This is a genomic window from Arthrobacter sp. MMS18-M83, from assembly GCF_026683955.1.
In the GTDB taxonomy this organism is placed as follows: Bacteria; Actinomycetota; Actinomycetes; order Actinomycetales; family Micrococcaceae; genus Arthrobacter.
On record NZ_CP113343.1, the window covers coordinates 1,013,048 to 1,034,633 of the forward strand.

The 21,586-nt window shown below is 66.4% G+C and carries 24 protein-coding genes, 1 tRNA gene and 2 pseudogenes; 21 read left to right on the forward strand and 6 right to left on the reverse strand.

What is annotated here, in order from left to right; all coding sequences use genetic code 11:
* Positions 1-2: 2 nt before the first annotated feature.
* The 3 genes and pseudogenes from OW521_RS04790 to OW521_RS04805 all read left to right on the forward strand — a co-directional run.
* Positions 3-1,132 (forward strand): annotated as a pseudogene (locus tag OW521_RS04790) (Y-family DNA polymerase); the annotation flags it as partial.
* Between the two features lie 57 nt (positions 1,133-1,189).
* A pseudogene (locus tag OW521_RS24350) lies at positions 1,190-4,139 on the forward strand (Tn3 family transposase).
* Positions 4,140-4,383: 244 nt separating this feature from the next.
* Positions 4,384-4,653 (forward strand): DUF3040 domain-containing protein, encoded by a 270-nt coding sequence (locus OW521_RS04805; protein ID WP_268023413.1) that lies wholly within the window; start codon positions 4,384-4,386, stop codon positions 4,651-4,653.
* 73 nt (positions 4,654-4,726) lie between these two features.
* Here the strand turns inward: OW521_RS04805 and OW521_RS04810 are convergent, their stop codons facing one another.
* Positions 4,727-5,044, reverse strand: coding sequence for a MerR family transcriptional regulator (locus OW521_RS04810; RefSeq protein ID WP_268023415.1), 318 nt, complete (start codon positions 5,042-5,044; stop codon positions 4,727-4,729).
* Positions 5,045-5,177: 133 nt separating this feature from the next.
* Here OW521_RS04810 and OW521_RS04815 point away from each other — a divergent pair, with 133 nt between their 5' ends.
* From OW521_RS04815 to OW521_RS04830, 4 genes are all read left to right on the forward strand, one after another.
* Positions 5,178-5,603 carry an Hsp20/alpha crystallin family protein gene (locus tag OW521_RS04815; RefSeq protein WP_268023416.1) on the forward strand — a complete coding sequence of 142 codons (426 nt, stop codon included), beginning with the start codon at positions 5,178-5,180 and terminating at the stop codon, positions 5,601-5,603.
* Positions 5,604-5,799: 196 nt separating this feature from the next.
* Entirely contained in the window at positions 5,800-6,237 is a 438-nt protein-coding gene (locus OW521_RS04820; protein WP_268023417.1) for a J domain-containing protein, read from the forward strand.
* Positions 6,238-6,276: 39 nt separating this feature from the next.
* Positions 6,277-6,651, forward strand: a complete 375-nt coding sequence (locus tag OW521_RS04825) for a hypothetical protein (protein WP_268023419.1) — start codon at positions 6,277-6,279, stop codon at positions 6,649-6,651.
* Between the two features lie 126 nt (positions 6,652-6,777).
* Complete coding sequence (locus tag OW521_RS04830; RefSeq protein ID WP_268023421.1) at positions 6,778-6,984, forward strand: hypothetical protein; 207 nt, start codon at positions 6,778-6,780, stop codon at positions 6,982-6,984.
* A gap of 42 nt (positions 6,985-7,026) precedes the next feature.
* Here the strand turns inward: OW521_RS04830 and glgX are convergent, their stop codons facing one another.
* Positions 7,027-9,867 carry a glycogen debranching protein GlgX gene (gene glgX, locus OW521_RS04840; protein ID WP_442781211.1) on the reverse strand — a complete coding sequence of 947 codons (2,841 nt, stop codon included), beginning with the start codon at positions 9,865-9,867 and terminating at the stop codon, positions 7,027-7,029.
* Between the two features lie 452 nt (positions 9,868-10,319).
* On the opposite strand from glgX, the gene OW521_RS04845 reads away from it, so the two are divergent.
* Complete coding sequence (locus OW521_RS04845; protein WP_268023423.1) at positions 10,320-10,556, forward strand: hypothetical protein; 237 nt, start codon at positions 10,320-10,322, stop codon at positions 10,554-10,556.
* Positions 10,557-10,721: 165 nt separating this feature from the next.
* On the opposite strand, the gene OW521_RS04850 is transcribed toward OW521_RS04845, so the two are convergent.
* A complete protein-coding gene (locus OW521_RS04850; RefSeq protein WP_268023425.1) occupies positions 10,722-10,898 on the reverse strand; it encodes a CsbD family protein in 177 nt (58 codons plus the stop codon).
* Between the two features lie 194 nt (positions 10,899-11,092).
* On the opposite strand from OW521_RS04850, the gene OW521_RS04855 reads away from it, so the two are divergent.
* The 9 genes from OW521_RS04855 (at position 11,093) to OW521_RS04895 (ending at position 16,318) form a co-directional block, all read left to right on the forward strand.
* Positions 11,093-11,509, forward strand: a complete 417-nt coding sequence (locus tag OW521_RS04855; protein ID WP_268023427.1) for an SRPBCC family protein — start codon at positions 11,093-11,095, stop codon at positions 11,507-11,509.
* A 145-nt stretch (positions 11,510-11,654) separates the two neighbouring features.
* Positions 11,655-11,730, forward strand: a tRNA-Lys gene (locus OW521_RS04860).
* Positions 11,731-12,004: 274 nt separating this feature from the next.
* Positions 12,005-12,478: an SRPBCC family protein gene (locus OW521_RS04865; protein ID WP_268023429.1), complete on the forward strand. Its 474-nt coding sequence runs from the start codon at positions 12,005-12,007 to the stop codon at positions 12,476-12,478.
* A 192-nt stretch (positions 12,479-12,670) separates the two neighbouring features.
* Positions 12,671-13,129 carry a DapH/DapD/GlmU-related protein gene (locus OW521_RS04870; protein WP_268023430.1) on the forward strand — a complete coding sequence of 153 codons (459 nt, stop codon included), beginning with the start codon at positions 12,671-12,673 and terminating at the stop codon, positions 13,127-13,129.
* Positions 13,130-13,265: 136 nt separating this feature from the next.
* Positions 13,266-14,231 carry an SGNH/GDSL hydrolase family protein gene (locus tag OW521_RS04875; RefSeq protein WP_268023431.1) on the forward strand — a complete coding sequence of 322 codons (966 nt, stop codon included), beginning with the start codon at positions 13,266-13,268 and terminating at the stop codon, positions 14,229-14,231.
* 96 nt (positions 14,232-14,327) lie between these two features.
* On the forward strand, positions 14,328-14,624 hold the full coding sequence (locus tag OW521_RS04880) for a hypothetical protein (RefSeq protein ID WP_268023433.1): 297 nt from the start codon (positions 14,328-14,330) through the stop codon (positions 14,622-14,624).
* A 266-nt stretch (positions 14,625-14,890) separates the two neighbouring features.
* Positions 14,891-15,316 carry an Hsp20/alpha crystallin family protein gene (locus tag OW521_RS04885; protein WP_268023434.1) on the forward strand — a complete coding sequence of 142 codons (426 nt, stop codon included), beginning with the start codon at positions 14,891-14,893 and terminating at the stop codon, positions 15,314-15,316.
* A gap of 198 nt (positions 15,317-15,514) precedes the next feature.
* The gene (locus tag OW521_RS04890) at positions 15,515-15,898 is read left to right on the forward strand and encodes a hypothetical protein (protein WP_268023436.1); all 384 of its coding nucleotides are present in this window, start codon (positions 15,515-15,517) and stop codon (positions 15,896-15,898) included.
* Positions 15,899-15,997: 99 nt separating this feature from the next.
* Positions 15,998-16,318, forward strand: a complete 321-nt coding sequence (locus OW521_RS04895; protein WP_268023438.1) for a hypothetical protein — start codon at positions 15,998-16,000, stop codon at positions 16,316-16,318.
* A gap of 75 nt (positions 16,319-16,393) precedes the next feature.
* Here OW521_RS04895 and OW521_RS04900 read toward each other — a convergent pair whose 3' ends face one another.
* From OW521_RS04900 to OW521_RS04910, 3 genes are all read right to left on the reverse strand, one after another.
* Positions 16,394-16,687 carry a hypothetical protein gene (locus tag OW521_RS04900; RefSeq protein WP_268023440.1) on the reverse strand — a complete coding sequence of 98 codons (294 nt, stop codon included), beginning with the start codon at positions 16,685-16,687 and terminating at the stop codon, positions 16,394-16,396.
* 210 nt (positions 16,688-16,897) lie between these two features.
* On the reverse strand, positions 16,898-17,260 hold the full coding sequence (locus OW521_RS04905) for an SPW repeat protein (RefSeq protein ID WP_268023442.1): 363 nt from the start codon (positions 17,258-17,260) through the stop codon (positions 16,898-16,900).
* 423 nt (positions 17,261-17,683) lie between these two features.
* On the reverse strand, positions 17,684-18,082 hold the full coding sequence (locus OW521_RS04910) for a YegP family protein (RefSeq protein WP_268023444.1): 399 nt from the start codon (positions 18,080-18,082) through the stop codon (positions 17,684-17,686).
* A 546-nt stretch (positions 18,083-18,628) separates the two neighbouring features.
* On the opposite strand from OW521_RS04910, the gene OW521_RS04915 reads away from it, so the two are divergent.
* From OW521_RS04915 to OW521_RS04930, 4 genes are all read left to right on the forward strand, one after another.
* A complete protein-coding gene (locus tag OW521_RS04915) occupies positions 18,629-18,886 on the forward strand; it encodes a hypothetical protein (RefSeq protein ID WP_268023446.1) in 258 nt (85 codons plus the stop codon).
* A 36-nt stretch (positions 18,887-18,922) separates the two neighbouring features.
* Positions 18,923-19,255, forward strand: a complete 333-nt coding sequence (locus tag OW521_RS04920; RefSeq protein ID WP_268023448.1) for a LapA family protein — start codon at positions 18,923-18,925, stop codon at positions 19,253-19,255.
* 394 nt (positions 19,256-19,649) lie between these two features.
* Entirely contained in the window at positions 19,650-20,042 is a 393-nt protein-coding gene (locus OW521_RS04925; protein WP_268023450.1) for a hypothetical protein, read from the forward strand.
* Between the two features lie 323 nt (positions 20,043-20,365).
* Entirely contained in the window at positions 20,366-21,472 is a 1,107-nt protein-coding gene (locus tag OW521_RS04930; RefSeq protein ID WP_268023451.1) for a S1C family serine protease, read from the forward strand.
* Positions 21,473-21,586 lie beyond the last annotated feature (114 nt).

Here is a 21,586-nt window from a genome sequence, read left to right on the forward strand (position 1 = left end):
TGATGTCGGCGGGATCTGCCAAAGATGGGCAACACGCCCAAAGGGGGTGGAGAATGAACTGCTTCTACGCCTCGGCCGAGCGGGCGTTCGACCCGTCCCTTGAGGGCCGGCCCGTCATTGTGCTGTCCAACAATGACGGCTGCGCGGTCACCCGCTCCCCCGAGGCCAAAGCCCTGGGCATCCCGATGGGTGAGCCGTGGTTCAAGCTCGCCCCCAGGGCGAAGGAATGGGGACTTGTTGCCCTGTCGAGCAATTATGAGCTCTACGGGGACATCAGCGCCCGGGTGATGGAGCTGCTGGGCCGGTACTCGGCATGGCTGGAGGTCTACAGCATCGACGAGGCCTTCCTCGGCGTTAAAGGCACCCCGGCCGAGCTACTGGCTCTTGGTCGGTCCATGAAGGCTGCCGTGCGGCGGAACGTCGGGGTTCGGTCTGTGTCGGGATCGCCGCCACGAAAACCCTGGCGAAGCTGGCGAACAAATGGGCGAAGAACAACCCGGCGTTCGGCGGGGTCTGCCACTGGGACTCCGTCCCGTTGCCCGAACGGGAGGCTCTGATGGGGCGCCTGTCCGTGGTGGAGATCTGGGGTGTCGCGACCCGGCTGACCAGGCGGCTGAACGTGATGGGCATCTTTTCGATCCTTGACCTGTCCCGGGCCGATCCGGTGATGATCCGGGACCGGTTCTCCGTGGTCATGATGCGCACCGTCCTGGAACTGCAGGGCACCCCCTGCATTCCGATGGAGGAAGAACGGATCGGGCGGGATCAGCTGATCTTTTCCCGTTCCTTCGCCAAGCCCATCACCACCGCGGCCGGGATGCGGCAGGTTTTGAGCGTGTATGGGCAGCAGGCCTCGGCGCGGCTGGCCAAACATGACCTGCAGGCCAAAGTCCTCACCGCGTTCGCCGGCACCTCACACTTCAATCCCAAAGACACCTCCTACCCCTCGGTGTGTGTCCCGCTGCCGATGCCCACCGCGGACCCAGTCATTCTCACCAAGGCTGCTCACGCGCTCCTGCCCCTGATCAATGAGGGAATCCGGTACGCCAGGGCCGGGATCATGGTCACAGACCTGCGCCCGACCGGCAAACAGGCGCCGCTGTCCCTGTTTGAGAACCCGCACGAGCCCCGGTTCTCCTGAAGCTGTCATGAGGTGCCAAACGCTAGAGTGAGGGGCATGTCTTCGGGAATGCCTGCTGATGCGATCTTGACGGATTGGACTCTGGTCGAGGCTGACTGGGCCCTGGTTGGCGCGAAGACAGGGTCTACTCGCCTCGGGTTTGCGTTGCTCCTGAAGTTTTTTGAGCGAGAGGCGCGTTTCCCCCGCTATCCGGGAGACTTTGCCGCCGAGGAGGTTCAGTACGTTGCAGAGCAGGTCAGGATCGCACCGGATTCGCTGAAAGACTTTGATTTTTCCGGGCGTACGGCCAAGAGGTTCCGCGTCCAGATTCGTACTTCGTTTGGGTTTCGTGAGTTCGCGGCAAAAGACGAAGCCGGGGTGGCAAGTTGGCTGGCAGAGCGGGTGTGCCCTTCCGAGGTCCGTGACTCCGCCTTGGTTGAGGCCCTGCTCCTTCGGTGTCGTCAGGAACGGCTGGAGCCACCGGCAAGGATCTCGCGAATCGTCGGAAGTGCACGGACTCTATTCGAACAGCGGCTTTGTTCTTCGGTGCTCGAATGCCTTGACGCTGATGGTGCCAAGCGGCTTGAAAGCTTGTTGGACGGCGATGCGTCGGGGTCCTTGTTGTCAACGTTGAAGGCTGATCCGGGACCGGCCGGGCTTGAGGCTCTTCTTTCTGAAGTGGGGAAACTTGCTGCGGCCCAGGCTTTGGAGCTGCCAGGTGCGCTGTTTGACGGTGTCTCGGAGAAGGTCGTGAGCGCGTGGAGGGCGCGGGCTTCCCGGATGTATCCGTCGGATTTATGGGAAGCGCCGCGACCGGTGCGTCTGACGTTGTTGGCTGCGTTGTGTCATCAGCGCACGGCGGAGATCGCTGACAGCTTGGTTGATCTGTTGCTCGTTTTGGTGCTGAAGATTAACACCAGCGCCGTGAGGAAGGTTGAAAAGGAACTCACTGCGGACTTGCAAATGGTCCGCGGTAAGACGGCTCTGCTGTTCCGTCTGGCCGAGACTGCTGTGGGGAATCCGGATGAAACGGTGAGGAACGCGGTCTTTCCGGTGGTGAGCGAGAAGACGCTTCGGCAGCTGGTGCGGGAATCCAGGGCAAACGAATCGGCATTCCAAGGCAAGGTCCGGGTGGTCCTGCGCGGATCCTACTCAAGCTATTACCGCCGGATGTTGCCGGCGTTACTGTCGGTACTGCGGTTCCGGTGCCACAACACGGCGTTCAGGCCGGTGATGGAGTCGATCGATCTCTTGAACAGGTACGCGCTGGCGGGAAGCAAGGCGCAATACTTCAGCCCGGAGGACGACGTTCCTATTGCCGGCGTGGTTCCGAAGAATTGGGTCACGGCAGTCCGGGACGAAAAGGGCAGGGTCGAGCGGATACCTTACGAGCTGTGCGTGCTCGTTGCTTTACGGGATGCGTTGCGCCGGCGCGAGGTTTTCGTCGACGGTGCCGGTAAATGGCGGGATCCGGAGGACGATCTGCCCCCGGACTTCGAGGCCTCCCGTGAACTCCACTACGAAGCCCTGCGCAAGCCCTTGGACCCGGCTCAATTCATCGCAGACCTGCAATCCAGGATGGCCCAATCGCTGCACACGCTGGACCGTGCTCTCCTGACGGATACCGCCGGAGGAGTCAGCATTACCCGGCGGAAGGGCGCACCCTGGGTGAAGGTTCCCAAGCTCGAGAATCTCGAAGAGCCTGCCAACCTTGGCCGGCTCAAAGACGAGGTACTGGCCAGGTGGGGAACTTTGGACCTTCTGGAGGTCCTGAAGGAGGCTGACTTCCTGGCCGCGTTCACGCCGGGATTTACCTCGATCGCGTCAAGGGAAGTTCTCGGCAAGGACGCGCTCCGCCGCCGGCTGCTGCTGTGTCTGTTCGGGCTGGGCACGAACATGGGCATCAAAGCGATCGCTGACGCCGGCGGTCACTCCGAGACCGAACGGGAACTACGGCACGTGCGCAGAACCTACATCACCAAAAGACAACCTGCGGCAGGCCATCGTGAATGTCGTCAACGCAACCTTTGAAGCACGAAACCCTGAATGGTGGGGAGAAGGAAACGCCTGCGCCTCGGACTCGAAGAAGTTCGGCTCCTGGGAATCGAACCTCATGACCGAATGGCACAACCGCTACGGAGGGCCCGGGGTGATGATTTACTGGCACGTCGACAAGAAATCGACCTGCATCTACTCGCAGCTGAAGAACTGCTCCTCATCCGAAGTCGCTGCCATGATCGAAGGGGTCCTTCGGCATAACACTGACGCCGAGATCGAGGCGAACTACGTCGATACCCATGGCGCCTCGATGGTGGGCTTCGCCTTCACCGAGCTCCTCGGATTCAAGCTCTTGCCCCGGTTGAAGAACATCGGATCGATCAGGCTTTACCGGACAGACAACGAGGTCAACCACTCAGAGATTGGCCCGGTCCTCAGCCGCGCCATCAACTGGGACATCATTGCCCAGCAGTACGATCAGATGGTCAAGTACGCCACGGCCCTCAAACTCGGTACTGCGGAGTCGGAAACAATTCTGCGCCGCTTCACCCGGGGAGGACCAAAGCATCCGACGTACCAGGCGCTCGAGGAACTCGGACGCGCCGTCCGGACCATCTTTGCCGCCGACTACCTCGCCAGCGAGAGTCTGCGCCGGGAGATCAACTCGGGTCTGCAGGTAGTGGAGAACTGGAACAGCGGCAACGACGTGGTGTTCTACGGCAAGAACCGTGATCTGACCGGCGCCGACCGGGAAACCACCGAAGTGTCCATGCTCGCCCTGCACCTGCTGCAATCATCCCTGGTGCTGGTGAACACCCTGCTGCTGCAAACCATCCTGGAAGAGAAGGAATTCAACGACCTGCTGGGCCCCGAGGACCGCCGCGGTCTCACGCCGCTCTTCTGGACGCACATCAACCCTTACGGAAGCTTCAAGCTCGACATGACCAGCAGCCTCGAACTCGGCCCACCAGCTCCGAAGCCAGCGCAAACAGGCGTCCCGCCACGGGTACCGGTCCCATAACATCACGGTTCCTTTCGCGGTCGGTGATCCCTGTGGCCGCGGACGTCTTGTCCACGAAGGTGTGTCCCCGGTTGATGCGGCGGCCGCGCGTGAGCTGCCGACGGGGACGGCCCAACGGCAGCGTGGACCGTGTGCCGGCCGGTCTGGAACCGGGTGGGTGCGTTGCACGTTGACAGTGAAAGCAAGCACGCGTGAGGGTCGCTTGCCGGTTCGGTGGCTGAAGGCCGAGGGAAAGGAACTTGCAATGCCGCTGTCGGACTACGAGCGCAAGCGCCTGCAGGAGCTCGAAATGGATCTGGCGGCCGAGGACCCGGTCCTGGCCCGTGAACTTGCGTCGGGCACGCCTCCCGGGCGGCGGCTCCGGAGGATCGCCGGCGTCAGCCTGGCACTGGCGGGGACCGGCCTGTTGATCCTGGGCGTTGCCGTGCAGCTTCCGGCTCTGGGCGTGCTGGGATTTCTGATGATGTGCGGCGGCGCCTCCGGGTACCCCTGGCGCCGGGCGGCCGGCTCCTGAACGGGAACGCCGGGGAAAGGCCAAGTACTCTCGAGCTTCGGTGGGAGCGCTGGTTGCAGGCGCCCGGTTCGTCTCATCCTGACCGGGCCCTGGCGTTCGCGCGCTCAGCGGTGGCGGAACGGAGTTCCCGCTGGAGGCGCCGGTTTTCGGCTTCGAGGCGCAGGACCATCCCGATGCCTGCCAGGTTCAAGCCCAGGTCCAGCAGCTCACCGATCCGCCGCAAGGTCGCCAGATCCTCCTCGCTGTACTGGCGGGTCCCGCCCAGTGTCCGGCCGGGTTCGATCAGGCCCCTGCGTTCGTACAGGCGCAGGTTCTGCTGCCCCATGCCCACCAGCTCTGCCGCGACGGAAATCGCGTACACCCCCCTGCCCGCGTTGTTACCGCCTGCCATCAGCCACCTCCAAATCTTCCCAAAATCAGGCTTGCCACGACCCAGTCGCAGTGCTATAAGAAATATATACCAGCCGCAACAGATCGGCTGGGTTGACAACAAAAAAGCTGCGATCTGCAAGGAGTGACACACCATGCTGATGCGAACGGACCCCTTCCGTGAACTCGACCGGCTGGCCGAACAGGTCCTCGGAACAACGGCACGGCCTGCGGCGATGCCGATGGACGCCTGGCGAGAAGGCGACGATTTCGTGGTCGCCTTCGACCTGCCCGGAGTCACCGTGGACTCGGTGGACATCGACGTCGAACGCAACGTGCTGACCGTCAAGGCCGAACGCCCGGACCCCGTCGGCGAGGGCACGGAACTGATTGCCTCCGAACGTCCCCGCGGCGTGTTCAGCCGCCAGCTCATCCTCGGCGACGCGCTTGATACCGACGGAGTGCAGGCAAGCTACGACGGCGGGGTCCTGACCCTGCGCATCCCGGTGGCGGAGAAAGCAAAGCCGCGCCGGATCGAAATCGAAACCACGGCGAACCAGCGCCAGGAGATCAGCGCCTGAGCACCGGCACGGCTTTCCGGACCGGGAGCGCCTCGGCGGCCAACACGTAATTGGGTGATGGGTTTCACAGACCACGCCACGGCGCGGGTAGCGCACAGATACAGGCCCCCGAGGATGACTCCCGCAACGATGGTCCCCGGCTGAACGGACCGGGGACCATCCCTGTCCCCCAAATGAACACACAGCACCACCAACGATGAAGACCAACAGCCCGGACCCCTACGAGATCCTGCACATTGACCCGACCGCCACGGCGCGGGAGGTGAGCCGTGCCTACCGCGCGCAGATGCGCAGCCGGCACCCCGATACCCGGCCGTCCCGCGAACCCGGCACCGGCACCGGCCCGACGACGCCCGAATCACAAAAGGAGCTGCAGGACGTCATGAACGCCTATGCCATCCTGGGCAACGCGGAAAAGCGGGCAGCCTACGACAGGGACCACCCGCGGCCCGCTCCGACCGAACCGCACCCCCGGGAACCCCTGGCACGGCCGCCGGCTCCGCTGCTTCCGGCCGCCTCACTGCTGATCGGACCGGTCATCTGGGAGCCGGCCGCCGGACTGTCCCGCGCGGTCCCGGCGTGGCCGGGCCCGTATCCGCCCGGTTACACATTGATCCGGCGAATCCCGCATTGACCACCGTCCGCACCACATCGCAATGACGAAGGAGACCCGATGAGTGCCTGGCGTCCGTACGACAGCCAGTTGATGCCCGCGTTCTACGAACGTTTCGAGAAGCGGTGGGGCAAAGGAACAGCGCCGTTCCTGGACCCCGAAACCCACGAACAACCCATGCCCCGGGCCCAGTGGATCAACCCGGACACCGGCGCCGCGGTCGCGGTCGTCCCCATCTGGACCGCGGACCCCCGGCACCGCTCCTTCGGGGTGTTCTACCTGCCCCCGTCCGGCGACATCTGGGTCCTGCGGCCCGGGTACACGAACTACCTCGAAACCGACCCCAAAAACCCTGAGCAAGTAACCCTGCGCAACGACGCCTTCCGGAAAGCCGTCGCGCACGCCAAGGAATTCATCTACGGAACCCAACCCTGAAAACCGCCCCCGACCACCCGGATCAGGCAACCGGCAAGCCCGGCGGTGAACCGTCCATCGGATCCGCCCCGGGGACCGGCCCCTCCGCCGCGGCCCGGGCCCTGACAGACATTCCCGGAGTACCCAGTGACCCCTCAACAGATCTGCCAGTTCCTCCAGGACTGCAGCATCCGCGCAGCCGCCGGCAATGCACGCCTCGAGGCCGATGCGTCCTACCTCCTCTACGTCAGCTGGTGCGGCCTGAACCGGAAAGTCCCCGTCCCCCATCAGGCCTTCCGGACCGCCCTGCGCATGGCTGGCCTGCGCCCTGCAAAGAAGACCCCGCACCACTGACCCGCAACGAGACATGTGGAAATGGAGGAGATGACAATGACGTCAACGGCCCTGAAAACAACACACAGTGACCATGCGGGCGGGGACCGTCCGTGGTGCGGGACGTGCGACAGCGACGAGTTCCTGATCTTCGAAACCGCTGCGTTCCCGGCCGGCGGTCCGGCCGGTGAACTGGACGTCAGCTACACCTGCACCGAATGCGAGGGCTACTACGCCCACCAGGTCCCCGCGGGCGCCCTGGACCCGAAGGTCCTGGCCGGGATGCTGCCCGTCCCGGGCGATGAGCAGCCCGGCATCTACACGCACTGCGGCGAGCCCATGACCCTGGGCCGCCCGGCCGGCCGGAGCGTCGCTTCGGAGGCGGCGAAAAACACCGGGCGCAGGCTCCTGGAGGTCTATCTCCAGACCCGGGTGCTGCATTGCCGCTGCGGTTTCCAGATGGAACTTCCCCGCCCCCGGGCGGCCTGAGGGGCCCGGTGGAGGGATCTCGATGCCTTTGTCCGACTCTGAACGCAGGCGGCTTGAGGAACTCGAATCGGATCTGGCAGCCCAGGATCCGGTTCTCGCGCGGGAACTGAGCACCGGCAGGCCGGCCCTCCGGTGGCTTCGCCGTTCCGCCGGCCTGGCCCTGACCGTCGCGGGCATTGAACTGATCATCATGGCCATGGCCGCCCGGCTTCCAGGCATCGGCTTCCCGGGATTCATCCTGCTGCTGGCAGGTGCCTGCGTGCTCCTCACCCGCCGCGCCGGCCGCCGCAGCGGATAGCGCCGCACCGCACCGTGGCCTGCGCCGCCATCGGCCGCCGGGGCAGATTCTCCGCTGCTGCCCGGCCGGAAGCCCAGGTTCCGGAAGCGGTGAGCGGACTTCCAGGACGCCGCCGGCATGGGAGAAGCTACAGGGTCCCCGGATCCGGGGAGTACTACGCTGAAGGAGCGCCGGGCCGGCCGGGCCCGGGAGTCCATGGCTTCCTCCGGGCCAAGGGGGCACGTGCGGGGCACGCCGGGCCCTTGGTTGCGGCGAGCAGGGACCCCGAGCGCCCGGGCAAGCGGGTTGTGCCAGTCCTCGGGCACCATCACGGACGCGTCCGTGTTCAGCCAGACGATGTCCGGAAGCGGCTGGCCTTCCCTGCGCTTGACCGGACGCCCTTCAAAAAACCTGTTCCGCCGGAAGGTCGCATGGTCCCGCCGCAGCCGGACGGCCGCGGCGGCGAACTCGGTCAGCGGCTTGTCCGTGCTTTCCCAGTTGATCCAGCTCAGCTCCGAGTCCTGGCAGTATGCGTTGTTGTTCCCTTCCTGGGTGCGGCCCAGCTCGTCACCGTGGAGCAGCATCGGGACGCCTTGGGAGAGCATCAGGGTGGCAATGAAGTTGCGTTGCTGGCGGGCACGCAGTGCGAGCACGCTTTCATCGTCGGTGCGTCCCTCGGCGCCGCCGTTCCAGGACCGGTTCTGGGTCTCGCCGTCGTTGTTGCCGGCCCCGTTGGCCTCGTTGTGCTTCTCGTTGTACGAGACGAGGTCATGCAGGGTGAAGCCGTCGTGAGCGGTGACGAAGTTGACGGAGGCCACCGGACGCCGGCCTGATGACCCGTACAGGTCCGCGGAGCCGGCAAGCCGGGCGGCGAATTCGCCAAGGGTCGAGGGCTCGCCGCGCCAGAAGTCACGCACCGCGTCCCGATACTTGCCGTTCCATTCGGTCCACAGCGGCGGGAAATTTCCCACCTGGTAGCCGCCGGGGCCCACGTCCCAGGGCTCGGCGATCAGCTTCACCTGGGACACGACCGGGTCCTGCTGGACCAGGTCGAAGAAGCTAGACAACCGGTCCACCTCGTAGAACTCCCGGGCCAGGGTGGCCGCCAGATCGAAGCGGAACCCGTCCACATGCATCTCCGTCACCCAGTAACGCAGGGAATCCATCAGGAGCTGCAGGACGTGCGGGTGGCGCACGTTGACCGTGTTCCCCGTGCCCGTGTAGTCCATGTAATACTGCTTGTCGCCCGCGACCAGGCGGTAGTAGGCTTGGTTGTCGATACCCTTGAACGACAGGGTCGGGCCGAGGTGGTTCCCTTCGGCGGTGTGGTTGTAGACGACATCGAGGATGATCTCCATCCCGGCGGCGTGCACGGAACGGACCATGGCCTTGAAGTCCTGGACCTGCTGCCCGGGCACACGCGTGGAGCTGTAGCCGTGGTGCGGGGCGAAGAACCCGACGGTGTTGTAGCCCCAGTAGTTGGACAGGTCCTTGTCCCTGAGCACGCTGTCGTGCACGAATTGGTGCACCGGCATCAGCTCGATCGCGGTAACGCCGAGTCTTTGCAGGTGCTCGATCACGGCCGGGTGCGCCAGGCCCGCGAAGGTGCCGCGTTCCTCCACGGGCACCTCGGGGTGGAGCATGGTCATGCCTTTGACATGGGTTTCGTAGATGAGCGAGTCGCTGTACGGGACCCGCAGGGGGCGGTCGCCCTGCCAGTCGAAGAACGGGCTGATCACCACCAACCGCATCGTCGAGCCGGCCGAATCGCTTGTATTCAACGAGAGCGGATCGCCCGGATCGTAGGAGAACATGGCTTGCCCCCAGGCGATGTCCCCGCTCACCGCTTTCGCGTACGGGTCCAGCAGCAGCTTGGCCGGGTTACATCGCATCCCGTTGGCCGGGTCATAGGGCTCCTCCACCCGGTAACCGTACGACTGTCCCGGGAGCATATGGGGCAGGTAGCAGTGCCAGACGAACGCGTCCACAGCCTCCAGGGCAATCCGCTGCTCGGTCCCTCGCTCATCGAACAGGCACAGATACACCGCACTGGCCGCTTCGCTGAAGACGGCGAAGTTGGTGCCGCTGCCGTCATACGTCGCCCCCAAGGGATAGGCACTGCCCGCCCAGACTTCCATGAGCCCTCCGATACGGAAAAAGCACCACCCACCACACCGGACAGCCCGGGAGCACCGTGCCCCGACGCATCAAACGCGAAGATTTGACGCATTCAGCCCCGGGCACCCGAGGCAGACCCGCGTTTCGCTGCAGCCACCTCGTCGTGGCCGTGAGGCGGATGGGAATGCCGGGCCCAGGCACCGGGACGGCGGCGGGAATCGCTTCCGGGCAACATGCGCGTCATGCCGGAGGTCCCGGAGGGCCCGTCCGAGCCCGGGCCTGTCGGTCCGTGCCGTGGACGGCCAGGCTGCCGCGCTTCTAGACTGGGCATACCCTGCTGCGGAGGGCCAACGAGGTGACGCGCGGGCCGCTGCCGCCGGGGACGGCAACGGACCATCTACATCTGGTTGGAGGTCTGTCTGCGCATCACGGGCACTGCACGTCCTGGTGCAGGAACACAGAGGAGACCGTTATGCAGACAGACCCCCGGCCCACAACAGAGGCCGTGCGTTCGGTGACCGTGGAGGCCTCCAGCACCCGTCCCGGGGACTGGGGGCGGGCCATGGCCCTGGCCTTGGACCGGCTGATCCAGGAGATCATCGCCTCCACCGGCACGAACCCGTGCCGTGATCCCGGGGGCCTGGACGTCTCCTTGCATATCCAGGCCGTTCCCGATGGTGAGGCCATCACGGTCATCTGGCGCCGCTGAGCTGCCGATCACCGCCGCTGTTCACAGCCAAAAGTCCCGCGGATACGGCCCCGGCCGCACCCGCAGTCCGGACCCTCGGCCTGCTCGTTCCCGGCGGTGTCGTCGGCCAGCCCAGGCGGGATGCGGGCGAGGGGCCCGGACCCTTGGTGCTCCCGGCATTTCCTGTCAGTGCTTTTTGAAGGCGTCCTTCACTTTGTCTGCGGCCTGCTTCAGCTCCGCTTTGGCTTGTGCGGCTTTGCCTTCGGCTTTCAGCCTGTCGTTATCCGTGGCATCGCCGGTTGCTTCTTTGGCTTTGCCGCCGACCTTTTCGGCGGCGTGCTTGATTTTGTCACCCAGACCCATGACGGCTCCTCTCAAGGTGGACGGGCCGGCCCGTGCGGGCCGGACATTTTTATCGTAGACCCGGCCGGTCCCCTTCATCCACGGTTCTGCCCGGCTCCGGCCGGGGCACAGGTGGTTCTGCCCGGGCATCTGGCTGCTCGCGGGACCGGAGCCTGCCGGGATACGCCGGACGGCCGGGGTTTATGCTGTCGTCCATGGATTCGTATGGGGGCCGTGCGCTGATCTGTGCAGGGCCGGAAACGGTGTGGACCGTCATCACTGATTCGGCCGGCTACCCGGAGTGGGATTCGGGGATTGCCGGGCTGATCGGGGACATCGGCCACGGGCAGAGCATCCGGGTCCGGCCCGCCGGCCTGGCCAGGCCGGTCAGGGTGGCGGTCCACCGGTATGGGGACGGCGCCATGTCCTGGACGTTCCGGTTGCCGGGGAGATTGTTCAAAGCGGTCCGGACCATCACCGTGACGGCTGAGAACGGCGAGACCCGCCTGGTGGTGAGGGATGATTTCACCGGCTCCCTCCGGACGCTCATCCAAAAACACAACCCGGGACTGTCCCGGTCCGCGGACCGGTTCGCCGGCGGGGTCAGGGCCCGGGCCGAAAAGCTGAGCTGACACCGGATACGCCGGCGCTGCGGTGGTGCCCGGGGCATGGCGGCTCCGAGGGCGGGACCAAGCAGCTCTGCCTCCAGGGCCTTGGCTGCGGAACCACGGGTGGAGCAGCATGGAAGGTAAGGCGTTTCAGTGAGTCGGCCGGTCCGCATCCGTAGCTCAGTGGTCAGAGCAGGGGACTTTTAATCCTCGGGTCGTGGGTTCGAACCCCACCGGATGCACCAGTCCCGGAGGCAAACCCTTCCCGGCATCGCGTTGTCCGGGCGCGGCCTGCCCAGGATCACGGGTTCTCCCAGGCTGGCAGGAATGATCAGCGCGGTCGGTTTCCTTTCCATCTTTTCGTCATCTTCGAGGTAAACGGAACAGCAATCCTGGCTGTTCCAGTCCGTGGGGCCGGTCATCTTGTCCGCTCCCGTGGATCGTTTTAGCGTGGAAGCGAGGCCGATGGCCGGCGACCCCCGGCGGCCGGGCCCGTCCTTGAGGAAGGAGTGAGCAGTCATGGCCACCGTGCGGGAAACCGTCGTTGTGAACATGCCCTTGAGCCAGACTTACAACCAGTGGACCCAGTTCGAGGAATTTCCCCGCTTCATGACCGGGGTCGAGTCCGTCCGCCAGGTCGATGAAACCACCGTGCACTTCCAGACCCGCATCGCCGGGGTCGGGCGCGGCTTCGACGCCAGGATCATCGCCCAGATCCCGGACGAACTGATCAGCTGGGAGAGCGTGGAGGGCCCGCACCATTCCGGAACCGTCACCTTCGAGGCGGTGAGCACCGTGGAAACACGGGTCACCGTCGAAGTGGACTGGGAACCCCGGACCGTGCTGGAACGGGCCGGGGCCACGGCTCATCTGGAGGACCGGCAGATCAAGAAGAACCTGGAACAGTTCAAGGAATTCATCGAGGGCCGGGAAGTGGAGACCGGCGCCTGGCGCGGAAGCATCGCCGGGGGCAAGGTCGAAGGCCGCAGCTAGACCACCCTGGCGCCCGGGCCTGCTATGGGCTCCGTGTCAGCCGGTGCCCGCCCGCCGGATGAAGCCCGTCCCGGCCATGCCTTCCACGCAGCCCTCCGTCCTGCAGGCCTTCGTCCGGCCGGTTTGCCGGAATCAACACCGGGGTTCCGGCGTTGATTTTCTTGTCGCAGATGTGCGGCAGGAAGGAAGAGGATGAAAAGGAGGAACAGGAACATCGAAACGGTCGAGGACGATGCCGGTATGACCACCACCTACCACCGGCACCCGAACGGAGGCGGGCTGCTTGGTCCCGGCGCACGGGTGGAGGCGGATTCCTTCATCGGTGCAACGACCTATGTCGAGGCCGGCGCACGTATCGGTTCCGGGTGCCGGATCGGCCGCGGGAGCTGGATCGACCAGCGGGCAACGGTCGGGGACCATGCCTTCATCGGTGACGACGTGTACGTGGGTCGGGGAACGGTCCTGGGCAGCTGGGTCCACGTCGGCAGCCACTCCCGCATCGGGGCGTGGGCACTCATCGGCCACGGGGTCCGGCTGCACGGTGACACCCTGGTGCCCGACGGCGCACGCATCCCGAACGCCGGATCCTCCCGGGGCGCTTCGTCCCGTACCCGGAAATCCCGCGGCCCGGAGTCCCGGATGGCCGCCTAGACCCCGCCCGCGGCCCCCGGGGTCCGTCCAGCGCTCTGACTGCTACGACATTCGGTTCTACCCTGCGAGTCCGGCGCGGGCCGGTCACCGTCACGGGCCATGGCGCGGACGGGCACCGCAGGGGCAGTATGGGGGGATGAACGTTCCCGCAGCCGGGGCTTCGGAGGATGGCTCCGCGGGTTCCGGGGCCCGCCTGCACCCGTGGAGCCGTTATGTGGCCATGGGTGATTCCTTCACCGAAGGGGTCGGGGACCCGGAACCGCGCAGCCCGGGGGGCCTGCGGGGCTGGGCGGACCGGGTCGCGGAAGAACTGAGCGCCGGACACGAGGATTTCGCTTACGCGAACCTGGCTGTCCGAGGACGGCTGCTCCACCAGATCCTGGACGAGCAGCTCGGTCCTGCCCTGGCCCTGCAACCGGATCTGATCACCCTCAACGGCGGCGGCAACGACCTGATCTTCCACCGGACCGACCCTGACACGCTCGCCGCCCGGATGGACGCCGGCGTGCAGCTCCTGGCCTCGACCGGGGCCACGGTTGTACTGTTCGCCGGACCGGACTGGGGCGCGACCCCCGTGCTCGGACACGTGCGGGGCAAGGTGGCGATCTTCAACGAGAACCTGCGCACCATCGCGGCCCGCCATGACGCCGTGATCGCTGATCTTTGGGCCCTGCGCCAGCTCACCCACCCCCGGATGTGGGATCCGGACCGGCTGCACTTCTCTCCCCTGGGCCAGCACACCATCGCCATCATGGTCCTGGAAACCCTCAACGTTCCCCACTCCCTGGAGCCGATGACCTCCAAAGAGCTGCCTGCGCGCAGCTGGCGCGAAGCACGGGCCGATGACATCATCTGGACACGCGAACACCTGGTCCCCTGGGTCCTGCGGCACCTCACACACCGCAGCTCCGAGGAAGAGCGCCGTGCGAAGCGGCCGGACCCGGGCCCCGTGTTCGGCGCCCGGGATGCCGCCCGGGACGTTCATCGGAAACGACCCCCGGAACAAATAGCAGGGACGCGCCCCCTGGCCTGGCGCACCTCGCGGAAGGCCTTGCCCTTGACTATCTCAAGTGATATAAAAAATCTGTATCAACCAATTTAGATAGCGGGACGTGTGATCTCCTCCGGCGTTCCCCGGCGCGGTCGTCCGGGGACCCGCCGAGAAGATCCTGCCCGGCAAGGAAGGGATGAGAGTGGAATGAGTGCGGAGCTGGAGCGCCTGAGCGCCCTGGCCGGCGCCATCGAGGCCGCGGAAGAGGAGCTCGCCGCCGCCTATCTGACCCTGCGGCAGGTGGCCGCGGCGATCCTGCGTTGCGGGGAAGCCACCGTGGCCGAAGTCAGCGAAGCCTCCGGACTGGGCCGGGGCGAGCTGCTGGAGCTGGCCGCCCCTCCACGCCCGCACCGGGGCCGTCCCGGAACCGGGGCCTGCGCCGGGTGTCATCGGCATCACGAGGCCAGCCGCCGTCCCGGCATCCGGAGAACGGGCAACAGATGACGGCGCCCCTCCCTTGTTCTACACCCGCCTTTTCAGCACCGCCAAGCTCCCCGGAGGGACGCCGGCCCTCTTCCGCCCGCGGGTCGGAGGAAACGGCAGGAGCCGGGGGTCGCGCGCCGGTCCGGTTCCGGGGACCATCCAAAAAACCCGGACAGCCCTCTTGCGGCGGTTTCATTCCAGTGCTATAAAAAATCTATACCAGCCAGCATAGGAAATAGGTGGTTGGGATGGAAGGATCGTACCGATCTGTAAGGAGTGAGGAGACCATGTTGATGCGTACCGACCCGTTCCGCGAGCTCGACAGGCTGGCCCAGCAGGTCCTGGGCACTGCGGCCCGGCCGGCGGCCATGCCGCTGGATGCCTGGCGGGAAGGCGGGGAATTCGTTGTCGCCCTGGATCTTCCCGGGGTCGAGGTCGATTCGGTGGACATCGACGTCGAACGCAATGTCCTGACCGTGAAGGCCGAACGCAAGGCCCCGGCCGGGGAGAACACCGAGATGATCGCCGCCGAACGGCCCCGGGGTGTCTTCAGCCGCCAGCTCGTCCTCGGCGAGGCCCTGGATACCGATGCTGTGAAGGCCAGTTACGACGCCGGGGTGCTGACCCTGCGGATCCCGGTTGCCGAGAAGGCCAAACCGCGCCGGATCGAGATCGCGTCGGAGTCGACCCCGCGTCAGGCGATCAACGCCTAGGACCGGGGCCGGCACCGCTGGACCGGGAGCATTGGACCGGCCGCCGGCAGTGAAGGGCGATGCAGATCAGCCACGCCACCGCGCGAGTAGCGCACCGAAAAAGCGGCCCCCGACGATGCCTCCCGCACCGATGGTCCCCGGCCCGCCCGGCCGGGGACCATCCCGACACCCGGCGCCCGAACCTGGAAGGAGCCTGCCATGAGCGCCTGGCACCCCTACGATGACCTTCTGATGCCGGCGTTCCATGAACGTTTTGAACAACGCTGGGGCAAAGGGACCGCCCCTTTCCTGGACCCCGGGGTCCAGATCCACCTCCAGCCCCTGCCCCGGGCCCAATGGATCAACCCGGACACCGGCGCGGCCGTCGCCGTAGTGCCCATCTGGGCCACGGACCCCCGGCACCGGTCCTTCGGTGTCTTCTACCTGCCCCCGTCCGGGGACATCTGGGTCCTTCACCCCGGGCACACCGCCTACCTTGAACCCGGCAAGAACGGCACCGAAGAACAGATCACGCTCCGTAACGACGCCTTCAGGAAAGCCGTCAACCACGCCAAGGAATTTATCTACGGCACGCAGCTCTGAACCGGAGAACCCTTCCGCCTGGACGCTCCGGTGAAGTTCGGGCCGCGGGCCTGCAGTTCTCCCGGGACTGCAAAAGAGGAAATTGGAAAGGAGACGTCCATGTCCATCCTGTACATGGACAAGGGCTTCGGCCCGCATGTGGACCGCGGCTTCGAGTCCGCATCAACGCGTCTGGAACACAGCGGCCTGCACCCGGAACCGGCGGGCGAGACCGAACGGCACTCCCGCGAACTGGTCCGGCACATCCTCAGCCTTGAATCAGAACGGGTCCCCGCCGTCACGGCCGAACTGTTCGCCGAAGCCATAGCCATCGCAGACACCATCCGCGAAGCCCAGGGCCGCGGACCCGTCACCTCGTACCGGGCCCGGGACTTCTGGGAAATCCTCAAGGAACTCATCGACAGCGTCCTGGACCAATAGCCCAACATCTGCCTGCCTGCGGAGGAGCCGGCGACGGGGCCTCCGGCTCCTGTCACGCCCGGGGCTGCCGTGGCCTCACGTGCCGGGGTCTTCGGCGGCGTCCGGGTACTCGTCCTCGGCGCCTGGGGAAAGATCCGTGGCCTGGTCGATGAGGTCAGCTTCGGCGGCCTCCGCTTCCGTGGCCGCGATCCGCCCGTAGCCTGCACCGCCGGGCTGGACCTCCGTGCGCTGTTCGATGACGTCCGCTTGCGGGACGTCACCGGGCAAACCGTCCATCTCCGTCAATTCCCCCGTGCCCTCGGGCAGGACCGGTGTGCGCTGCTCGAGAGCATCGGCTTCGGGTACTTCGGGACCGATTTCCTCTTTCATTTCCCCGTCAACCTCCTGTGACCGGTGCGAACGGTCCGCAGGGCGTCTCCCGGACACTGACGCGCCCGGGAGACGCCCCTGCCGGGAAACCACCGCCACCGTTGGGTCCGGACCCAGGACCGGATCCGCCGGCCGAGGTTTCCGCTGTCCAGTAACCGTTATCCGATGTCCCCCCTAGTGGGTGCTGCCCTTATTCAGGTTTTCAGCACTTCAGTGCGAGGGGCTGACCCTGTGGTGCCGGTGTTCCTCGGTGCTGGGTTTGATCGCGGTCGCGGTGACGACGAGCGCCACCAGACCCGTGATCCAGGACGTCCAGGCGACGCCTGTTTGCATGGTGTAGGAACCGAACCACGGGGAAAGGAACAGCAGGGCGCCGAAGGCCGCCTGGATCCATTCCATGGCCGGGGTTCCGGGCATGGCCAGATTGATGACGCCGCTGATGACCAGCAAAGCGCCGAACACGACCATCAAGGCAGCCGACGAACCGGCCGCCGTGGCCCAGATGACCGACAGGGCAGCGTAGAGCCCGGCGGCGACCGCGACCCAATCCTGCCATCGCGTCCATTTCTTCATTGAAACCACCTCTGTGATGTGGACTGCACCCCGGCGTTCCTCTGACGTCACGCCGGAGGAGTTTTATGAGGATTCTTATTGTATTTGACGCTGACTTCCCGTGAAAGTACCGCTTCCGGGGGCCGCGAAAACGGGCCGGGCGCCGTTCCCGGCGGCTGTCCGCTGTCCTCGCCGCACGGGTACTTTTGCAACAAAATCCGTGCGCTGCTGCTTCCCGGCAAGCGGCTCCCGGCCGGGCCGGCGGGGCAAGGAAACGCGCCAATGCCCGGTGTCACCCGGTGCCGGGCATTGGCGCAGCTACCGCCGGAGCATCTTCCACGGAAAACGCTCCTGCGCCGATCGTAGGCCCCGGAACCGGGCCGCCACCCGAGTACCGGCTACCTGTTTTAAGGGCCGGTACGAGGGTCCACTTGGCCGGACACCTCAGGGCTGCAGCTGGCGGGGACGGCCGGCGGCTGCGCGGGCGAGGGTCCCGGCCGGTTCCAGCGCGGCCGTGCGCTGCGGGGCGTGGATCCTGCCGGCCAGGTGGGGGACCTTCTGCGGGGCGGGCGTGGAAGCGGGCCCCGGGCGGGACGTGGTCGAGGGGCGTTGGTGGTCTGTGCGCCCGGTGCCTCCGGCGTCCGCTGCGCGGAGGGGGACCGCCGGACACTGGTCGGTGATCAGCCCCATGCCCGCGTACTCGCGCACGGCTTCGATGCCATCTACCGCTGAGCGTTTGTCCGGGAAATCCCTGGAGAGGGCCATCACGGCCCCGTCGGGGGCCGTGATCCTGAACCTGAAGCAGCCACGCTCATCTTCGAAGAGTTCGAACGAACCGGTCATGGAAGTCCTCCTTCACGCCCGGCCGCCAGCCGGACGCTCGACGTATCCCCGGGGCCCGGACGCGGCGCTGCGTCGGGGCCCCTGGGCCGGGAATGAATGCGTGTTCCAAAGAACATGTGAGTCACGCCACATGAGGTCAGGCGTCAACCTTACCGGAGGGGACCCGCGGTGGCCAGTGCCCTTGCGCACGAACCCCGTCACGACGCAGGCCCCGGTCTTATCTCATGCGCACCCGCTGCGGCGTGCGTCGCAGCCAGCAGTCCGGAGCCTCTGCTCACCGATCGGTCCGGCACGCTCCCGTGGCCGGCCCCCGCAAGAGCCGGTGTGGACGGCGTCCTCAGTGGCGTACGGTTGTTCTGGCGGCTTCGCATATCCCCCATTTGCGCAGCCGCCGGGAACCCCCGCGCTGGAGTCGCTCCCGACTCGCGCGAGGGTTCCTTATCAGGCCCTGTCTTTCCCCATCCGCCCGGCGTACCCTGATCACGTCCCCGGTACCGGCCCGGCCCGGGTTCTTCGCCTCCGGATTCAAACAGTTAGGCATCATCAATGGAGATGAACATCAGGGACCACTGGGACGGCCTCAGCCCCGGAACCCGGCAATGGCTCACCGAGAACCCCGGGTGCGTCGTGCTGCCCCGCACCATCACCGAGATCATCCATCAGGAAACCGGAATCACCGCGGACTCGGACCAGCACGACCAAGCCAGCCTCTCCCCCGAAGACCTCGACTTCCTCCGGGCCCGGGCCGAAGGAACGCCCGCCCCGCCCGGCCACCGGATCTTCGACGCAAAACAGCCCGGATAACGCTGACGCCGACCGTCGAAGGACAGAGGAGTCCCCATGGACGCAGAACAACATCCGGCCCCGGAGCCCGCACCCGCACCCGGGGCGTCCCCGCCGGCAGGAGGACGCCGCCCGGTAGTCACCCGCGCCGGAAGGGCATGGACGGCCACCATCGCAGCCCTCGTACTCCTGATCCTGCTCATCGCGTTCATCGTGCAGAACCAGGACGCCGCCAGGGTCAGGTTCTTCGGCCTGAACGGGACCATCTCCCTGGGCATCGCCCTGCTCATCGCCGCGGTCGGCGGCGGGGCCCTGGTCGCCGTAGCCGGTGCCGTGCGCATCATCCAACTCAGATCCCGCAACCGCCACACACCAACACCCCCGCCCTGACACCCACGCCCGGCCGGGAACCGGCCTCGGCACGCCTGGATTGCGAGGATAATGCCGGCCCGTAGCCTGAAGTGAGCAGCCTGGCCCAACGCCAAAGGAGCAACCGATGACCCTTCCGCCGCAACACGAACCCGAACCTTTCCCTCCCGACCCCGGTCCGGCACCTGCCCCGGACCCGGCCCCGCCGTTTCCCCCTCACCCGGCCCCCGACCCGAACCCGGCGCCCGGGCCCCTCCCAATCCCGGACCCCGGGCCGGTACCGCCGCCGCACCCCGATCGGACCCGCAGCCGGTAACCGGCCGCACCCATCCCGGCATGTCCGACACACGGATGTGCTGCAGCCAAGGTCCCGGCCTCGTATCGGCCCCCCCAACCCGCTCCGGAAAGGATGACCATGACCGGATTGAACAAATCCACGCACGACATCCAGCACCGCACCGCCGCTTGGATCAGACACGCCATCGAGGATCCCTCGCCCCAGACCGAAGCCGCGATCCGGTGGGCCCTGGCCAGGCTCGGGGAAGCCAATGTGCCCGACGTGGTCCACGCCGTGGTCCTGACCCTCACCGGGAAGAAGAAGGCCGCCAAACAGGCCCGGAAATCAGCCGAAGCAACCCTCCGCCGGGCGGAACGGAAACTCAGGCCCACAGGCCACCGCAAGGCCTGGCTGGCCGCCGGCATCCTCGCCGCGGCCGCCGCGGCAGCAGCCCTGGCATGGCAGCGCCGGCAGGACCGGGCCGCCACCACTGAACCCAAGACCGGACCGGCAGCGGACACGGCTGAATAGGCCCCTCGGGACACTTATGCCTCGCCCCCGCTCCGGCCGGCACCCTGACGGACGGTGGCCCGCGCCGCTGGAGCCCGTCCGGCAGGCCATCCTGTTTCGGAAGCGGCATCTGGGCCTCTGAATCCTCCAGCAGCCTTGGCCAGTGCATGAAGCACCGCGGAACGCGTGCGGACCGCATCGGGCCAGGACCGGCACGATCGGGCTGGTGCGCCCGAGGCTCTTTGGAGAGATAATTTCCGTGCAGCCCGTTGCCTGGAGCCACAAAACGGAAGCCGGGCCGGCAACGGGCAGGGGCCAAGGGCAGCCGAGGGAAGGGAACAAGGATGTTCGGCTTCAGGTTCAGGAACGGCCAAGCGGCCGCGGTTCTCGCCGCAGCGGTGCTGCTCACGGTTCCGGGTTGCACCGGACCCGGCGCCGGGCAAGCCCCGGCCACCTCAGGTCCGGCTTCCGGTGGCGGGTCCTCCGCCGGAACTGCTTCGCCTGGCCCGCCCGGCGTGCTCCCGGTGCCGGCGGCGACCCTGTCGATACCGCAGGTGGTGAAGGAAGTCGAACCTTCGGTGGTGACGATCACCACCCAGACAGGAATCGGCAGCGGCGTGATCTACCGCGGGGACGGCAGCATCGTGACGGACGCGCACGTGGTCGAAGACCAGCAAAGACAGCCCTTCAAGAGCGTCCGGGTCCAGTTGGCCGACGGCACCCAGACGACTGCGTCAGTCATTGCCGTCGATGACCCCACGGACGTGGCGGTCATCAAGGCGGACCGTTCAGGTCTTCCCGCGGCACGGTTCTCCACAGCCACTCCGGAGGTCGGGGATCTGACCGTCGTGATCGGCACCCCGCTGGGCCTGGAGGAAACCGTCACCTCAGGGATCGTCTCCGGGCTCCACCGCAACATGCCGCCCTCCCGGGAACAGCCGCAAGGAGCGCTGGACCTGATCCAGACCGATGCCCCCATCTCGCCCGGAAATTCCGGCGGCGCCGTCGCCGACGCAACAGGAGCGGTCATCGGGCTCTCCGAGGCATACCTGCCCCCGAGCTCCGGAGCCGTGGCCATCGGATTCGTCACGCCCTCGGCCACGGTGACGAACGTCGCGGACCAGCTGCTGAAGAACGGGAAAGCCTCCCACGCGGTCCTCGGGCTGGTCCCTGCCGATCTGAGCCCGGAAATCGTGCAGCGGTTCAACCTGGCAACCACAACGGGCGCACTCGTCATCCAGGTTTCCCCCGCAGGCCCGGCGGACAAGGCCGGCATCCGGGCAGGAGACATCATCACCTCCTTCGCCGGGCAGAAAATCACCCAGGTCACCGACCTTCTCGCCGCCCTGCGCAAGGCCCAACCCGGCCAACAAGTCGACCTCACCGCCCGGCGAGGACCAGATACCAAGACCTTCACCGCCACCCTGGCAAACACCTCAAACACCGGCTGACCCCGAATACTCCCGGCCGCCGAGGACCTCATCACCCGCTCCCGGCCCGCCCGGGCTTCGAAAACATGTCGCGTGCAAAACCGGCAACAAGAACCGACAGGAAGAAGGAGTGGT

What these genes read in the sequence shown, in the direction of transcription:
- OW521_RS04805 (WP_268023413.1), top strand. Translation starts at nt 4,384, where the DNA reads ATGCCGCTGTCGGACTACGAGCGCAAGCGCCTGCAGGAGCTCGAAATG.
- OW521_RS04810 (WP_268023415.1), bottom strand. Translation starts at nt 5,044, where the DNA reads ATGGCAGGCGGTAACAACGCGGGCAGGGGGGTGTACGCGATTTCCGTC.
- OW521_RS04815 (WP_268023416.1), top strand. Translation starts at nt 5,178, where the DNA reads ATGCTGATGCGAACGGACCCCTTCCGTGAACTCGACCGGCTGGCCGAA.
- OW521_RS04820 (WP_268023417.1), top strand. Translation starts at nt 5,800, where the DNA reads ATGAAGACCAACAGCCCGGACCCCTACGAGATCCTGCACATTGACCCG.
- OW521_RS04825 (WP_268023419.1), top strand. Translation starts at nt 6,277, where the DNA reads ATGAGTGCCTGGCGTCCGTACGACAGCCAGTTGATGCCCGCGTTCTAC.
- glgX (WP_442781211.1), bottom strand. Translation starts at nt 9,867, where the DNA reads ATGGAAGTCTGGGCGGGCAGTGCCTATCCCTTGGGGGCGACGTATGAC.
- OW521_RS04845 (WP_268023423.1), top strand. Translation starts at nt 10,320, where the DNA reads ATGCAGACAGACCCCCGGCCCACAACAGAGGCCGTGCGTTCGGTGACC.
- OW521_RS04850 (WP_268023425.1), bottom strand. Translation starts at nt 10,898, where the DNA reads ATGGGTCTGGGTGACAAAATCAAGCACGCCGCCGAAAAGGTCGGCGGC.
- OW521_RS04855 (WP_268023427.1), top strand. Translation starts at nt 11,093, where the DNA reads ATGGATTCGTATGGGGGCCGTGCGCTGATCTGTGCAGGGCCGGAAACG.
- OW521_RS04865 (WP_268023429.1), top strand. Translation starts at nt 12,005, where the DNA reads ATGGCCACCGTGCGGGAAACCGTCGTTGTGAACATGCCCTTGAGCCAG.
- OW521_RS04870 (WP_268023430.1), top strand. Translation starts at nt 12,671, where the DNA reads ATGAAAAGGAGGAACAGGAACATCGAAACGGTCGAGGACGATGCCGGT.
- OW521_RS04875 (WP_268023431.1), top strand. Translation starts at nt 13,266, where the DNA reads ATGAACGTTCCCGCAGCCGGGGCTTCGGAGGATGGCTCCGCGGGTTCC.
- OW521_RS04880 (WP_268023433.1), top strand. Translation starts at nt 14,328, where the DNA reads ATGAGTGCGGAGCTGGAGCGCCTGAGCGCCCTGGCCGGCGCCATCGAG.
- OW521_RS04885 (WP_268023434.1), top strand. Translation starts at nt 14,891, where the DNA reads ATGTTGATGCGTACCGACCCGTTCCGCGAGCTCGACAGGCTGGCCCAG.
- OW521_RS04890 (WP_268023436.1), top strand. Translation starts at nt 15,515, where the DNA reads ATGAGCGCCTGGCACCCCTACGATGACCTTCTGATGCCGGCGTTCCAT.
- OW521_RS04895 (WP_268023438.1), top strand. Translation starts at nt 15,998, where the DNA reads ATGTCCATCCTGTACATGGACAAGGGCTTCGGCCCGCATGTGGACCGC.
- OW521_RS04900 (WP_268023440.1), bottom strand. Translation starts at nt 16,687, where the DNA reads ATGAAAGAGGAAATCGGTCCCGAAGTACCCGAAGCCGATGCTCTCGAG.
- OW521_RS04905 (WP_268023442.1), bottom strand. Translation starts at nt 17,260, where the DNA reads ATGAAGAAATGGACGCGATGGCAGGATTGGGTCGCGGTCGCCGCCGGG.
- OW521_RS04910 (WP_268023444.1), bottom strand. Translation starts at nt 18,082, where the DNA reads ATGACCGGTTCGTTCGAACTCTTCGAAGATGAGCGTGGCTGCTTCAGG.
- OW521_RS04915 (WP_268023446.1), top strand. Translation starts at nt 18,629, where the DNA reads ATGGAGATGAACATCAGGGACCACTGGGACGGCCTCAGCCCCGGAACC.
- OW521_RS04920 (WP_268023448.1), top strand. Translation starts at nt 18,923, where the DNA reads ATGGACGCAGAACAACATCCGGCCCCGGAGCCCGCACCCGCACCCGGG.
- OW521_RS04925 (WP_268023450.1), top strand. Translation starts at nt 19,650, where the DNA reads ATGACCGGATTGAACAAATCCACGCACGACATCCAGCACCGCACCGCC.
- OW521_RS04930 (WP_268023451.1), top strand. Translation starts at nt 20,366, where the DNA reads ATGTTCGGCTTCAGGTTCAGGAACGGCCAAGCGGCCGCGGTTCTCGCC.